This is a genomic window from Microbacterium oxydans (genome assembly GCF_000956525.1).
GTDB classification, from domain to species: Bacteria; Actinomycetota; Actinomycetes; order Actinomycetales; family Microbacteriaceae; genus Microbacterium; species Microbacterium oxydans_A.
In genome coordinates, this window is record NZ_JYIW01000024.1 from 75,250 (window position 1) to 89,514 (window position 14,265).

Sequence of the window (14,265 nt, forward strand, 5' to 3'; positions counted from 1 at the left end):
CGCCAGTGCGGCCCGGCCCGGGTCAGAGCTCGATGCCGTGGTCCTCGTCGTTGACACCCGCGTTGTGTCCGCGGCGCGACTCGTAGCCGAGGAACCACCCGATCCAGACGATCGCGGCGAGCAGCAGACCCAGCCAGACGTTCTGGAAGATCAACCCGATGACGACACCGAGCACGAGCAGCCCGATCGTGACGAGCAGGCGGAGACCGAGACGACGGCGTGCGTTCATCCCCTCAGCCTAGGGCGTGCCCTGAAACGGCCGGCTCAGCGGTCGCGGTGGTCTTCGGGGGCGAGGCGCGGGCCGCGACGCGGCTCCATCACGCCGCTCGCGTGGATCAACCGCACGACCCGTTGTCGATGACCGGCCCAGGGAGCGAGGAGCTCGAGCATCCCGTCGTCGTCGGTGCGGGTGCCGGTGAGCACGTAGCCGACCTGGTGGGCCAGGTGGTAGTCACCGACGCTGACCGCATCGGGATCGCCGAGCGCACGGATGCGGGTCTCGGCCGAGGTCCACACGCCGACCCCGGGAAGGCTCGTGAGCACCCGGTCGCGGTCGGCGCCGGTCGAGGCGGATCGCATGGCACGCTCGATGCTGTCGCCCCGCTGCGCCGCGCGCACGATGGTCTTCGACTGCGGGGGTTCGACGCCGGCGCGCTGCCAGGTCCACGACGGGATGAGGCGCCAGGTCGAAGCCGGGGGAGCGGCGAACATCGGACGAGGGGTCGGACCCGGTGCTCGCTCGCCGAACCGCGCGACCAGGAAGCGCCACGCGCCGAACGCCTGCATGCCGGTCACCTTCTGCTCGATGATCGCGCAGGCGAGCGCGTCGAACACCTCGTCGGTTCGCGTGAGGCGGAGACCGGGATTGCGATGAGCGGTGTCGGCGATGAGCGGATGCTTCGAGGCGTCGAACCCGGTGGCATCGTCATCTGCACCGCACAGCCTCGGGACGCGGTCGAGTGCGTCTGCCGCTCCCGTGCCCCATGCAGTGGCCCGGATCTCGTCGCCGACCGATCGAAGCGCGAGCGTCGCGATGCCGGACGGCGTCCGCAGCGCTCTCCAGATCACGCCGCCCTCGATCACGGTCGTGGGATCGGTCCTGCCTCGGCGGAGCATGCCGACCGTACGCATGAGATCGAGCGGATGGGGCGGTCGGTAGACCGTTTCCTGCGGAGCGCCATGGGTCGCGGCGTCGGCCGCTCCGGCATCCGCTGTCATCGTCATGCGCCCACCCTACGTCGGGTGTCCGACAGTGACGGGCGGTGCGATCAGAAGCGGTCGGGCGAGGGCGTGCCGTGGCCGTAGCGGATCACGACGTCGGCGTGCCGGTCGAACCGGTAGCCGATGCCGCGCACCGTGCGCACGATGTCCTCGTAGCGGCCGAGCTTGGCCCGCAGTCGACGAACGTGCACGTCGATCGTGCGCTCGCCGGGGGTCTCGTCGTCCTGCGCCTGCCAGAGGGCCGAGACCAGCTCGGAGCGCTCGATCGTGCGTCCCTCGCGGAGCACGAGGTACTGCAGAAGCTCGAACTCCTTGTAGGTGAACGCGGCGGACTCGCCGTCGATCAGCACGCGCTTGCGGGAGATGTCGACCACGACACCGCCCTCGATGTCGGCGGTCTCCTCCTCGGCTGCTGCCTTGGTCCGGGCGATCGCGCCCGGCTCCTGCAGGGCGAGGCGCACGACGTCGAGGTCGCGACCGCCGGAGCCGTGCGGTGCGAGGGCGACGGTGGCGTGGGTCTCGGCACCGGGAGCGAGCTCGGCGAGCGTGCGCCGCAGTGCGTCCACGAGGAGCGGGAGGCTGACGCCGGCTTCCGCCGCCTTGATCTCGTCGAGACCGACGTAGAGGGCGAAGCCACGGGGGGAGCGGACGGCGGGAAGATCCGCGGCGGCTGCCGACAGCGGAGCGGAGGGCTCAGGCTGCGAGTTGCTGGTGTTGATCACGGCGGGGGCGGCGGGACGCTCGAGAATTGCGGTGTTCGACATGATGATGAAGTCCTCAGGACGAGTGAGCCGATTCGGCTCTGATGCGTTGCATGAATGACCGGGCGGGCCGGGAAGCGAGCAAAGGGTGGATGCTCGGTGACTCGGAGTTCGCAGATCGCGATTCACCGGGTCGTGCGGGGTGGCTGATCGTTCAGCTACACATTCGGCAACACATGCCAACGCGACCGGGCATCATCATCCCGGCAGTCCTGTTCGCCTCCTGGGCGGACAAAGGGCTTGCGTTGGTGGTCATGGGGGGATTATGTCCGATCGTGTCGGCCCGTGTCAAAACGACGACATCCTCGACGGGCGGGCGTACCGTGGAACGATGACCACTTCGACGCTCGCCGCCGGCTTCATCCTCACCGACGAGAAGGATGCCTCGCGCTACACCCTGACCCGTGACGGGCAGTTGGTCAGCGTGCTCGACTATCGAGACGACGGGCATACGGTCGCTCTCACGAGAGCCTTCACGATCCCGACTTTCCGGGGCAACGGCTATGCCGGAACGGTCACAGAGGGCGCCGTCGCCGACCTCCTGGAGCGGGGCGACCGCAAGGTCGATGCCGTGTGCTGGTACGTGGCCGACTGGTTCAGCGCGCACCCCGAGCACGCGCATCTGCTGCGGAGTCGGTGACCTGCAAGCGTGTGACGCTGTGTTACACGCGTCCGTCCTGTCAGGATGAGGGCATGAAACTCGCAGAGGCACTCACCGCCCGAGCCGATCTGCAGCGTCGCATCGAGCAGCTGCGTGCTCGCATCACCGCCAACGCCCGCTACCAGGAAGGCGAGGAGCCCGCGGAGGATGCCGCCGCCCTGCTCGTCGAAGCGGATGCCGACCTGGCGCAGCTGCGCGACCTGATCCGGAGGATCAACGCCACGAATTCACGGCTCGACCTCGGATCGGACGGCACGATGACCGATGCGCTCGCCGCGCGCGACGTGCTGCGCCTGCAGCACTCCCTGCTGGCGGATGCCGCGGCGGCGGCCTCCGGAGCGAACGACGGCTTCCAGCGCCAGATGCGATCGGAGCTGCGCAAGATCTCCGCGCTGCCGGTGGCGGCGCTGCGCGCCAGGGCCGATGAGGTCGCGCAGGAGCTGCGTGAACTCGACAACCGGATCCAGCAGGCGAACTGGCTCCACGACCTGCAGGGCTGACGGAGGGGAAGAGCGGAAGTCGGTAGTCACGACGAAGCGGGCACACCCCCAGCCGGAGGGGCAATTCCGGCTCCTGTCGGGCGGAGGGCAGCCCAGATCTCGCATCGCGCAGCCCAGCACGCCGCACAGGTGAACGCGCACAGCGCACCATGTATCACCACGTGTCGATCGTCATGACGAGGGTGGGTCAGGGGACCTTCCGCTTACGGAGCAGCTGGATGCGGGCATAGGATGGATGTCTGCTCGGTCACGTCGACCGAGGTGGTCAGGCGCCATCGGCGTGCTGGTCCGAGGCTCGAAACCTCCGGCATCCGTCACCAGACACCGGAGGTTTTTCCATGTCTTCTTCCCTGCGCTCCAGCCCCCAGACCCGATGGTGGGGGCTCATCGTCCTCTCGTTGACGCAACTCGTCGTCGTGCTCGACGGCACCATCGTCAACATCGCACTGCCACGGGCCCAAGCGGCGCTCGACCTCACCGACGGGCAGCGTCAGTGGGTCGTCACCGCGTATGCACTCGCGTTCGGCGCGCTGCTGCTGCTCGGCGGGCGGATCGCCGACTACGTCGGCCGCAAGCGCATCTTCATGGTGGGCATGCTCGGCTTCGGCGCGGCGTCTCTCTACGGCGGTCTCGCACAGCAGGGCTGGGAGCTGATCCTCGCCCGCGGTCTGCAGGGCGCATTCGCAGCACTGCTGGCGCCGGCGGCGCTCGCACTGCTGACCATGACCTTCCCCTCCGGCCGTGAGCGCAACACGGCGTTCGCGGTCTTCGGCACCGTCGCCGGCACGGGTGCCGCTGTGGGGATGCTGCTGGGCGGCATCCTCACCGAATTCACCGACTGGCGCTGGTGCCTGCTCGTGAACCTCTTCTTCGTCGTGATCGGCGTCGTCGGCGGCGCGATCGTGCTCACCGAGAGCAAGGCCGAGGGCGACAACCGCTACGACGTGTGGGGTGCGATCACGGTGACCCTCGGCCTCGGTGTGCTCGTCTACGGCTTCACGCTCGCCGAGAACGGATGGGCGAATCCGCTGACCATCGCGTTCCTGGTGGTCGGTGCCGCGCTGCTCGGCCTCTTCGTCTGGGTCGAGAGCCGGGTCTCCCAGCCGCTGCTGCCGCTTCGGGTGGTCGCGGACCGGGTGCGCGGCGGCGTGTTCCTGATCCAGGGCGTCGCGGGCGCGATCATGATCGGCGCCACCGTCTACCTGACCTTCCACCTGCAGTTCGTGCTCGGGATGGGCGCATTCCAGGCCGGGCTTGCGAGCCTGCCGCTGCCGATCGCGACGATGGTGATTGCTCCGATCGCGACCAAGCTGCTTCCGGTGATCGGGCCGCGGCCGATGCTGATCGTCGGACCGCTGATCGCCTCTGTCGGGCTGTTCACGCTCTCCGGCATCACGCCGGACGGCGCCTACTTCGTGCAGATCGCACCTGCGCTGGCGCTGCTGGGCATCGGCATGGGCTTCGTCTTCATCCCGCTGCAGAACCTCGCGCTGTCCGGTGTCGCCCCGCACGACGCGGGTGTGGCGTCGGCGGTCGCGAACTCCGCGATGCAGATCGGCGGCTCGATCGGACTCTCGGTGTTCACCGCCGTCTACGCGGCCTCCGTCGGCGGGCACTCGCAGGCCGATGTCTCACCGCAGGGGCTGACGGATGCCTACGGGTGGACGTTCATCGCGGCGTCGATCCTGATGGTGGCCGCCTCCGTCATCGCCGCGCTGATGGTGCGGGGGACGAAGGACGAGCTCCTTCCGACGCAGGGCGAAGCGGCACTGGCTGCGCACTGATCGCGGCACGCCTCGGCCCGAATGTCGGTGGTGGTTCGTACCGTGTGAGTATGCGAATCCTGCACACCTCCGATTGGCACATCGGCCGCACCTTCCATGGTTCATCGACCATGGAAGCGCTGGCCGGTGTGCTCGAGGCGCTCACCGAGCAGGTTCGCGAGCACGCGGTCGACGTCGTGATCGTCGCGGGTGATGTGTTCGATTCGGCCACGCCGTCCGCCGCGGCCTACACGCTGCTCGGCGACGCGCTCGTCGCGCTGCACGGCACGGGTGCCACGGTGATCGTCACGAGCGGCAATCACGATTCGGCTGCGCGGCTCGGATTCCAGGCCAGGCTCCTGCGTGACGGCATCCACGTGCTCACCGATCCGCTCGCGATCGGCACTCCGGTGACGGTCGACGATGCCGACGGACCGGTGCACTTCTTCGGTATCCCGTACCTCGAGCCGGCGATCGTGCGTCAGTATTGGCCTGAGGGCGACTCCGACGGGCGGCAGCTGCGTACGCAGGCGCAGACCATGGCGCACGCGATGCAGCTCGTCCGGTCTGGGATCGAGGCGCACCCTGGTCGTTCGGTCGCGATCGCGCACTGCTTCGCGGCGGGTGTCGATGCCACCGCCGGACTCGAGCGAGAGGTCCGCCAGGGCGGTCTCGACGTCGTGCCGCTCAGCGTGTTCGACGGACCCGATTACGTGGCGCTCGGGCACATCCACGGGCGGCAGCAGCTCAGCGAGCGCGTCCGATACGCCGGCGCCCCGTTACATTACAGCTTCGGCGAGCAGCACAAGCCGCGCGGATCATGGCTCATCGACCTCGACGCCGCCGGCTTCGCGTCCGCCGAATGGCTCGAGCTGCCGGTGCCGCGGCGGCTCGTGACGCTCACCGGCACGCTCGACGAGATCCTCTCCACCGACACCGTCGCGGCACATGCCGACGACTGGGTCTGCGCGATCTACACCGACGCGCAGCCCCAGACCGAGCCGATGCGCCGACTCCGCGAGAGCTACCCGTACTGCGCCATGGTGCAGCATCAGCCGGTGGTGACCGCCGAGAAGGACGAACGCTCGTATTCACAGCGACTGCGAACCGCGGTGACCGATGCCGATCGGGTCGAGGCATTCCTCGAGCATGTCAGGGCAGGACACGGAGCGAGCGAGGCCGAGCGAGCATTGATCGGCGAGGTGCTCGACGAGCGCGTGCGCGCAGACGCACTCGTCTGATGCGACTCCACCGCCTGGAGGTCGAGGGCTTCGGGCCCTTCCGGTCGCGCCAGATCGTCGATTTCGATTCGTTCGCAGACGACGGGATCTTCCTGATCGCAGGGCGGACCGGTGCTGGGAAGTCGAGCATCCTCGATGCGGTGTGCTTCGGGCTCTACGGCGGTGTGCCCCGCTACGACGGCGGCGAGAAGCGGCTCCGCAGCGACCATTCCGACCCGGATGACGTGTCCGAGGTCGTGGTCGAGTTCAGCACGCCGACGGGCCGCTTCCGCGTGACGCGATCGCCGGAGTATCTGCGCCCGGCCAAGCGCGGCGGAGGGCTGACCAAGCAGGCTGCCGGAGTCAGCCTCGACGAGTGGACGGATGCCGGTTGGATCGGTCGCTCGGCGCGCGCCGTCGACGTCGCCAACGACCTGGACGAGATCCTGCAGCTCAGCAGGGAGCAGTTCCTGCAGGTGATCCTGCTCGCACAGAACCGGTTCTCCGAGTTCCTGCTGGCGAACAGCAAAGACCGCCAGACACTGCTGCGTCGACTGTTCGGCACGCAACGGTTCGAAGACGTGCAGGCACGTTTCGATGAGCGCCGTCGGGCGGCCGAACAGTCGCTCGGGGCCAGGACGGCTGCCGTCACGGCGCGACTCGACGAGGCCGAGCGCCTGGTCAGCAGCGCGGACCTTGCTGGCGATGCCGCCGAGTCGACCGAGGGCGAGCAGACGCCAGACGCCGCGGCACCCGTTCGCACGCTGACGACCGAGGAACGTCTCGACGCGCTCCGTCGGGCCCAGGCTCGAGCGGGCTATCGCGCAGAACGCCGCGCGTCTGAGCGCGACGAGGCCGAGAAGCACTCGGCCTCGGCAGACGCAGCCCTCGCGGCAGCGCGCGAGGCGCGCCGCGACCAGGTGGAGCGCGACCGTGCCCGCGCTTCGCTGGAGCTGCTCGATGCCGGTGAGGCGCAGATCTCAGAGGCTCGCGACGAACTGGCGAATGCGCGCTCGGCCGAGATCCTCCGCGCGCCGATCCAGGCCGCCACGCGAGCCGCAGCAGCGCGTGCCGACGCGGCTGAGGCGGAGCGAAGCGCTCGATCCACCTGGGAGCTGTTCGGCATCACGACCGACGATCTCGATACCTGGGTCGCACAGCGCACTGCCGAGATCGGCGCGTGGCAACGCGCGCGCATTCTCGAGGACGAGGTGCCGACCCTCCGCGCCGAGCTGCAGCGCGCCGAGGCCGACATCGTCGCGATCAGCGCTCGCATGGATGCCGCCGAGGTCGAACGCGCGGCGGCACCGACCACGCTCGCGGCACTCACCGTCGAACGTGATGAGGCGAGACGGGCTGCCGACCGCGCGCCGGATCTGCTCGCCGCGACGACCGCCGCCGAGGCTCGCCGTGCGGCGAGCCAGGAGGCAGCGCGGCTCGACGACGCGCAGCGGGTCGCAGAACATGCGCTCGCCGAGGCCACCGCAGCGCACGCCGACGCGCAGAGCGCCCTCGCACGGCTCCGCGCGCGACGACTCGACGGATTCGCCGGAGAGCTGGCTGCCGGGCTCTCCGATGGCGACGCCTGCCCGGTGTGCGGCTCGCAGGAGCATCCGTCGCCGGCACCGCACACCGACCCGGTGTCGGCCGCTGACATCGAAGACGCCGAGCGGCTCCGCGACGAAGCAGCGCAGCGTGAGCGCGATGCTGCGGCAACGACCTCGGCGCTGCGGGCAGAGCTCGCCGCGGCGACCGCGCGTGCGGACGGACGCACCGCCGAGCAGGCGGAAGCCGAGCGCGACGCTGCCACAGCGGCGCATGCTGAGAGCATCGCCGCAGCGGAACAACAGCGGGTTCTCGATTCGAGGCTGCAGGAGCTCGCAGCGCGAACCCAACAGCTCGAAGCCTCGTATGCCGCGGACTCCGCCGAGCTCGCCTCGGCCCGTGAGACGCGCGCGCTGCTGGTCCAGCGCAGCACCGAGTCGGAAGCGGCGATCGCGGATGCGCGGGGCGACGCGCCCAGCGTCGCTGAGCGCATCGAGGCATCGACGGCGCAGGTGGCCACCGCGCGCTCCCTCGCTGACACGATCGCCGAGCTCGCACGCCGTGAAGCCGCAGCACGCGACGCCGCGGACGAGCAGCAGGACGCACTGGCGGCATCCGCGTTCGCCGACGCCCCGGCGGCCGAGGCTGCGCTTCGTTCCGGGACCGCCCAGGCAGCACTCGATGCACGCATCACCGAGCACGCTGTGCGCCGCGAGAAGGAGCGCGCGATCCTGCTCGAGCTGGAACTGCGCATGCTCCCCGACGAACTCATCGACCTCGCGCCGGTCGAGCTCGCCGCCGCCACCGCTCGTTCGGCATGGACGAGCGCGGTCGACGAGGCCGCGCGCGCTGCGGGCACGGCAGAGCGACTCGACGGCCTGATCGAGTCAGCGGCATCCGAGCACGCTCGCACCGCAGACGAGGCCGCAGCGTTCGAGACGATCCGCGGCCTGGCAGACACGATCGCCGGTCGCGGGGCGAACACGCGCAAGATGACCCTCGAGACGTTCGTCCTCGCTGCCGAACTCGAGGAGATCGTCGAAGCCGCCAACCGCCGACTCGGCGACATGTCGACCGGTCGCTATCAGCTGCAGCACTCCGATGCCCTGGCCGCCCGTGGCGCGGCGTCAGGTCTCGGGATCGTCGTCTTCGACGCCTTCACCGGGCAGAGCAGGCCCGCGCAGTCGCTCTCCGGCGGGGAGACTTTCCTGAGCTCCCTCGCCCTCGCGCTCGGTCTGGCGGAGGTCGTCACGGCGCGAGCCGGCGGCATCAGGCTCGACACGCTCTTCATCGACGAGGGGTTCGGCTCACTCGACGGCGACACGCTCGACGTCGCGATGCGCACCCTCGACGAGCTGCGTCAGGGCGGCCGCACGGTCGGTGTGATCAGTCATGTCGAAGCGATGCAGGAGCAGATCCCAGCGCAGCTTCGAGTGCGCGCGACGCCGGAGGGACCCAGCATCATCGAGGCGCGCTGACGCGCAGCCGCCTCGCGTCGATCAGACGCCGTACTCCCGGCGGATGGTGTCGCGCAGCTGCACGCTGCACCGGGCGATCGCGGCGCGGAAGTCGACGAGCGCGCCGTCCTCAGCCCGGTCGGAGATGGCTCGGAAGGCGCGGATCGGCACCCCGAACTTCTCGGCCACCCAGATGTAGGCGTAGGTCTCCATGTCGACCAGTCCGGCTCCGGAGGGGCGGATGACGGCCGTGATCCCTGCGTCACCGACGAAGCTGTCACCGGTGGCGATCAGCACGCCCTCGCGTCCGGTCGACACACGTGCCGGCAGCGAGACGTGCTGTCCGGCGACGCCGTCGAGGTCGAACACGTCATGCTGCAGCGCGCTTCCGATCTCGTGCACGACCGCATCGAGATTCGGGTCGATGCCGCCGGCCGTGCCGACGACCACGACCTCGGTGTACTCCTTGACATCGAGCGCACGGGTGAGGGCGTAGGTGGCCTGCATCTTGCCCTCGCCGGTGACGAGCTGATCGAATCCCTCGAGCTCCTCCGGGAATGCTTCGAGTTCGGAGGCCATGGCTGCGACGAGAAGTTTCACCTCGCCATCCTGCCAGGTCGATCGGGTCGCGCGAAGCCATGTGCGTGCGAGCAGTGTCATCCCGATGTAACACTGGGGGAGGATACTGACGTCGAGAAGACCGGAGGATCACGTGTCCCTGCAGAAGCAGATCTCTGAAGCGCTCGGCGTCTCGGCCGAGATCGACCCAGCCGCCGAGGTGGAGCGCCGTGTGCAGTTCCTCGCCGATTACCTGCGCGCGACCGGTGCCAAGGGCTTCGTGCTCGGCATCTCGGGTGGACAGGATTCGACACTGGCCGGACGCCTCGCGCAGCTCGCGGTCGAACGCGTGCGTGCCGAGGGCGGTGCGGCGACATTCCTCGCCGTGCGCCTGCCGTATCGCGTGCAGCACGACGCGGACGACGCGAAGGCGGCGCTGGAGTTCATCGCCGCCGACGAGTCCGTCGAGGTGAACATCCAGAACGGCGTCGACGGTGTCGAGGAGGACATCGAGTTCGCCGTCACGAGCGATATCAGCGACTTCAACCGCGGCAACATCAAGGCGCGGGTCCGCATGGTGACGCAGTACGCACTGGCCGGTCACGGCGGCCAGCTCGTGATCGGCACCGATCACGCAGCCGAGGCGGTCACGGGCTTCTACACGAAGTTCGGCGACGGAGCGGCCGATGTGCTGCCCCTGTCAGGACTGAGCAAGCGTCAAGGGCGTTCGTTGCTCCAGGTGCTCGGAGCGCCCGATCGCCTCGCGTTCAAGGTGCCGACCGCAGACCTGCTCGACGGCCAGCCCGGCCGTGCGGACGAGGACGAGCTCGGTCTCACCTACGAGCAGATCGACGATTTCCTCGAAGGGCGAGAGGTCGACCCTGAGGTCGCCGGCCGCATCGAGGCCAAGTACCTCGCGACGCAGCACAAGCGCAACCTGCCGGTGACGCCGGACGACACCTGGTGGCGCTGACCGATCGGCGTGCCGGTACACGTCTCTGAGCCGCCCGGCTGACGCGCTCGGGGCGTATCTGCCGTGCGCGCGGGCTGGAGCCTGAGTGTCGGATGCCGCGGCTAGGGTCGAAGCATCCGATCGATGGGAGCACAGTGCGGATCGACACTCAGGCGCAGCGCGTGATCTGGAGCGCGAGCGACCTCAAGGCGGCCGCCGAATGCGAATTCGCGTGGTGCCGCGCAATCGACGCGAAGCTGGGCAGGGTGCCTGCCGTCGAGGAGCCGGAAGACGCGACGCTCGCTCGTGCCGCCCTGCTCGGCGACGTGCACGAGCGCAACGTCCTGGCCCGGTACGTCGAGGATCTCGGCGACGATCGCGTGCATCAGATCGAGAAGGTGTCGTCGATCGATGCCGAGGCCCTCGCCGCCGCAGTCGAAGAGACGATCGAAGCCCTGAATTCCGATGCGCTGGTCGTCTTCCAGGCCGCGTTCGCGACCGAGGAGTTCGTCGGGTTCGCGGACTTCCTCCGCCGCGACGATGACGGCCGCTGGCGCGTGCAGGACTCCAAGCTCGCGCGAAAGGCCCGCGTCACCGCACTCATGCAGCTCGCGGCATACGTCGATCAGCTCGATCGTCTCGGCATCCCGAGATCCGACGAGGTCGACCTCATCCTCGGCGACAGCACGCTCAGCACGCACTCCGTCGACGATCTGCTGCCGCTCTTCCACGTCCGCCGCGCACGATTGCGCGCGCTCATCGCCGATCGGGGCATCGAACGCGGCGCGAGCGGGGCGCCGCTGGCGTGGGGTGACGGCCGGGGCGACCTCGACGTGGTCGCCTGCGGACGATGCGCCACGTGCGAGGAGCAGGTGATCGCGCACCGTGACCTGCTGATGGTCGCACGCATGCGGCCGGTGCAGCGCGCGCGCCTCCGTGCCGGCGGCATCGAGACCATCGATGCGCTCGCGGCTGCGACCGATGCGCCGGAGGGCATGAATGCAGATACGTTCGCGACGCTCCGGGCGCAGGCACGGGTGCAGTTGCGGGCGGATGCCGAGGGCGTGCCGACCTACGACGTGCATTACGCAGCCGCGATCCACACCCTTCCGGTGCCGAGCCTCGGCGACATCTTCTTCGACTTCGAGGGCGATCCGCTCTATACCGAGCCCGCGCCCGACGGCGAGGCGCACTGGGGCATCGACTACCTGTTCGGCTGGGTCGACAACGATGATCAGTACTCCGCGCTGTGGGCGCACACCTTCGCCGATGAGAAGCGTGCGCTCGAGGATTTCCTCGACTTCGTGAAGCTGCGCAGGGCGGCGCATCCCGGCATGCACATCTATCACTACGCCCCCTACGAGACCTCGCATCTGGTCGCGATGGCTGCACGCCACGGGGTCCGTGAGGGAGAGGTGGATCGGCTGCTCCGCGAGGGCGTGTTCGTCGATCTGTATCCGCTGGTGCTGCGCACGGTGCGGGTCGGCTCGCGCTCGTACTCGATCAAGAAGCTCGAGCCGCTGTACATGGGCGAAGACGTGCGGACGAGCGATGTGCAGAAGGGCGACGACTCGATCGTGCAGTACGTCGCCGCGCGGGAGTTCGCGGCAGCAGGGGAGCAGGCCGATGCTGACGCGGTGCTCGCCGATCTCGCCGACTACAACCGCTACGACTGCGTGTCGACCAGGCGCCTGCGCAACTGGCTGATCGAGATCGCGCGTCGCGAAGGCGTGACGCCCGCGCCGCCGGATGCGGCGGACGAGCTGGTCTACGAGCCTTCACCGCGCTCCGTGGCCCTGCTCGCGGATGCCGAGGCTGCGGTCGAGGCCGGAGGCGACGGGCAGGTGCACCGGATCGCCGCGGCAGCGATCGACTACTTCTCGCGAGAAGCCAAGAGCTTCTGGGTCTCGCACTTCCAGCGGCTGCGCGAGCCGGTCACGATGTGGGATGGCACGCGCGACGTGGTGCGCGTCGATCGCCCCACCTCGGTCGTGAGTCGGGATTGGAGCGTCGCCGAAGGCCGTCGCGTGATGTCGCGTGACATCGAGATCCGTGGCGAGGTGTCGCCGGGAACGACGCTCGGGGTCGGCGCGCAGCCGTTCGCGCTCTACGAGGTCCCGGCGCCGTTCGACCTCGAGGTGCCGTCTCGTGCCGTGCATGTGCCGCACACGGTCACGGTCGCAGAGGTGCTCGACGACGGATACCTGATCACCGAGACCGCGATTCAGGGGCAGACCTGGGACGAGATCCCGCTTGCGCTGACGCCTGCCGCACCGCCGCGGGTCGTCTCGCTGCAGGGCGCGATCGACGAGTGGGCGGACTCCGTGCACGCGGCTGCGCCGTCGTTCCCCGACGGCGCAGCGACCGACATCCTGCGCCGAATCCCGCCGCGCACGCTCTCCGGCACGCCGATCCCCGCCGCAGGCGACGACGTGATCGACGCGATCGTCCGAGCAGTCCTCGACCTCGACCGCAGCTACCTCGCCGTGCAGGGCCCCCCGGGCACCGGCAAGACGTACACGGGGTCCCGCGTGATCGCGCGTCTCGTCACCGAGCACGGGTTCAAGGTCGGCGTCGTCGCCCAATCCCACGCGATCATCGAGACGCTGCTCGAGCGCATCGTCGCCGATGGGGTACCGCCAGCGCAGGTCGGCAAGGCGCCGAAGGATCCGGCTGCCGATCCCTCGTACACCGTCATCCCGAAGAGCGGCATGGCGCCGTTCCTGGCCGAGCATCGCGACGAGGGCGCCGTGGTCGGCGGCACGGCCTGGGACTTCAGCAACACCGCACGCGTCGACCGGGGCGGCCTCGATCTGCTCGTGATCGACGAAGCCGGGCAGTTCTCACTTGCTTCGACCATCGCGGTCGCGGCCGGGGCCAAGCGGCTGCTGTTGCTGGGCGATCCGCAGCAGCTGCCGCAGGTCAGCCAGGGCGCCCACCCCGAGCCGGTCGACACCTCGGCACTCGGCTGGGTCATGGACGGTGACGCCGTGGTGCGCCCCGAATACGGGTACTTCCTCGCGCGCTCCTGGCGGATGCATCCGGCGGTCGCGGCGCCGGTGTCCCGGCTCTCCTATGCGGGCAAGCTCGCTTCGGCGCCCGGCACCGAACGTCGCGAAGTGCACGGGATCGACTCCGGTCTGCACATCGTGCCGCTTCGTCATCGAGGCAACTCCACCCAATCGCCCGAAGAGGCCGCCGAGGTCGTTCGGCTGGTCGGCGAGCTCGTCGGCCGTCCGTTCACCGACAATGATGAGGCGGCGACCACCCGCGACCTCACGCAGCACGACATCATCGTCGTCACGCCGTACAACGCGCAGCGGCAGTTGGTGCTCGATGCGCTCTCGGCGGCGGGGTTCCCCGATGTGCCGGTGGGTACGGTCGACAACTTCCAGGGCAAAGAGGCCGTCATCTCGATCACCTCGCTCGCCGCCTCGAGTGGTCGGGATGCGCCCCGCGGGCCGGAGTTCCTGCTGCTCCAGAATCGGCTCAACGTGGCCATCTCCCGCGCGCAGTGCGTCGCCTACCTCATCCACTCTCCCGCGTTGCTCGACGACCTGCCCTACACGCCGGAGGGCGTGGCCCGGCTGAGTGCGTTCGCGCGCCTCGTCGGCGTCGTGGATTGAG

General features: G+C 69.3%; 11 protein-coding genes. 7 read left to right on the forward strand and 4 right to left on the reverse strand.

All coding sequences use genetic code 11. The features are described from left to right. Positions 1 to 22: 22 nt before the first annotated feature. Genes RS83_RS08830 through RS83_RS08840 form a run of 3 tightly spaced genes read right to left on the reverse strand, consistent with a single transcriptional unit; the run spans position 23 to position 1,985 of the window. Positions 23 to 229, reverse strand: a complete 207-nt coding sequence (locus RS83_RS08830; RefSeq protein ID WP_045279151.1) for a hypothetical protein — start codon at positions 227 to 229, stop codon at positions 23 to 25. 35 nt (positions 230 to 264) lie between these two features. After that, positions 265 to 1,224, reverse strand: a complete 960-nt coding sequence (locus tag RS83_RS08835) for a DNA-3-methyladenine glycosylase family protein (protein WP_045279152.1) — start codon at positions 1,222 to 1,224, stop codon at positions 265 to 267. A gap of 44 nt (positions 1,225 to 1,268) precedes the next feature. After that, on the reverse strand, positions 1,269 to 1,985 hold the full coding sequence (locus RS83_RS08840; protein ID WP_045279153.1) for a winged helix-turn-helix domain-containing protein: 717 nt from the start codon (positions 1,983 to 1,985) through the stop codon (positions 1,269 to 1,271). Positions 1,986 to 2,313: 328 nt separating this feature from the next. On the opposite strand from RS83_RS08840, the gene RS83_RS08845 reads away from it, so the two are divergent. The 5 genes from RS83_RS08845 to RS83_RS08865 all read left to right on the forward strand — a co-directional run bounded on the left by RS83_RS08845 (position 2,314) and on the right by RS83_RS08865 (position 9,149). Further along, positions 2,314 to 2,622 (forward strand): GNAT family N-acetyltransferase, encoded by a 309-nt coding sequence (locus RS83_RS08845; protein WP_045279154.1) that lies wholly within the window; start codon positions 2,314 to 2,316, stop codon positions 2,620 to 2,622. A gap of 53 nt (positions 2,623 to 2,675) precedes the next feature. Further along, positions 2,676 to 3,143, forward strand: a complete 468-nt coding sequence (locus tag RS83_RS08850) for a DIP1984 family protein (protein WP_045279155.1) — start codon at positions 2,676 to 2,678, stop codon at positions 3,141 to 3,143. A 338-nt stretch (positions 3,144 to 3,481) separates the two neighbouring features. Next, positions 3,482 to 4,927 (forward strand): MFS transporter, encoded by a 1,446-nt coding sequence (locus RS83_RS08855; RefSeq protein WP_045279156.1) that lies wholly within the window; start codon positions 3,482 to 3,484, stop codon positions 4,925 to 4,927. A 50-nt stretch (positions 4,928 to 4,977) separates the two neighbouring features. Then, positions 4,978 to 6,147, forward strand: a complete 1,170-nt coding sequence (locus RS83_RS08860; protein WP_045279157.1) for an exonuclease SbcCD subunit D — start codon at positions 4,978 to 4,980, stop codon at positions 6,145 to 6,147. Continuing rightward, on the forward strand, positions 6,147 to 9,149 hold the full coding sequence (locus RS83_RS08865) for an AAA family ATPase (RefSeq protein WP_045279158.1): 3,003 nt from the start codon (positions 6,147 to 6,149) through the stop codon (positions 9,147 to 9,149). The genes RS83_RS08860 and RS83_RS08865 overlap by 1 nt, the downstream gene beginning before the upstream one ends. Positions 9,150 to 9,170: 21 nt before the next feature. Here RS83_RS08865 and RS83_RS08870 read toward each other — a convergent pair whose 3' ends face one another. Beyond that, positions 9,171 to 9,728 carry a nucleoside phosphorylase gene (locus RS83_RS08870; RefSeq protein WP_045279411.1) on the reverse strand — a complete coding sequence of 186 codons (558 nt, stop codon included), beginning with the start codon at positions 9,726 to 9,728 and terminating at the stop codon, positions 9,171 to 9,173. 112 nt (positions 9,729 to 9,840) lie between these two features. Here RS83_RS08870 and nadE point away from each other — a divergent pair, with 112 nt between their 5' ends. Both nadE and RS83_RS08880 read left to right on the forward strand, forming a co-directional pair. Then, positions 9,841 to 10,659 (forward strand): ammonia-dependent NAD(+) synthetase, encoded by an 819-nt coding sequence (nadE, locus tag RS83_RS08875; protein ID WP_045279159.1) that lies wholly within the window; start codon positions 9,841 to 9,843, stop codon positions 10,657 to 10,659. A gap of 134 nt (positions 10,660 to 10,793) precedes the next feature. Beyond that, positions 10,794 to 14,264 (forward strand): TM0106 family RecB-like putative nuclease, encoded by a 3,471-nt coding sequence (locus RS83_RS08880; RefSeq protein WP_045279160.1) that lies wholly within the window; start codon positions 10,794 to 10,796, stop codon positions 14,262 to 14,264. Position 14,265 lies beyond the last annotated feature (1 nt).

Coding starts and splice junctions, on each gene's coding strand:
- RS83_RS08835 (WP_045279152.1), bottom strand. CDS start 1,224: ATGACGATGACAGCGGATGCCGGAGCGGCCGACGCCGCGACCCATGGC.
- RS83_RS08865 (WP_045279158.1), top strand. CDS start 6,147: ATGCGACTCCACCGCCTGGAGGTCGAGGGCTTCGGGCCCTTCCGGTCG.
- RS83_RS08830 (WP_045279151.1), bottom strand. CDS start 229: ATGAACGCACGCCGTCGTCTCGGTCTCCGCCTGCTCGTCACGATCGGG.
- RS83_RS08860 (WP_045279157.1), top strand. CDS start 4,978: ATGCGAATCCTGCACACCTCCGATTGGCACATCGGCCGCACCTTCCAT.
- RS83_RS08855 (WP_045279156.1), top strand. CDS start 3,482: ATGTCTTCTTCCCTGCGCTCCAGCCCCCAGACCCGATGGTGGGGGCTC.
- RS83_RS08850 (WP_045279155.1), top strand. CDS start 2,676: ATGAAACTCGCAGAGGCACTCACCGCCCGAGCCGATCTGCAGCGTCGC.
- RS83_RS08845 (WP_045279154.1), top strand. CDS start 2,314: ATGACCACTTCGACGCTCGCCGCCGGCTTCATCCTCACCGACGAGAAG.
- RS83_RS08840 (WP_045279153.1), bottom strand. CDS start 1,985: ATGTCGAACACCGCAATTCTCGAGCGTCCCGCCGCCCCCGCCGTGATC.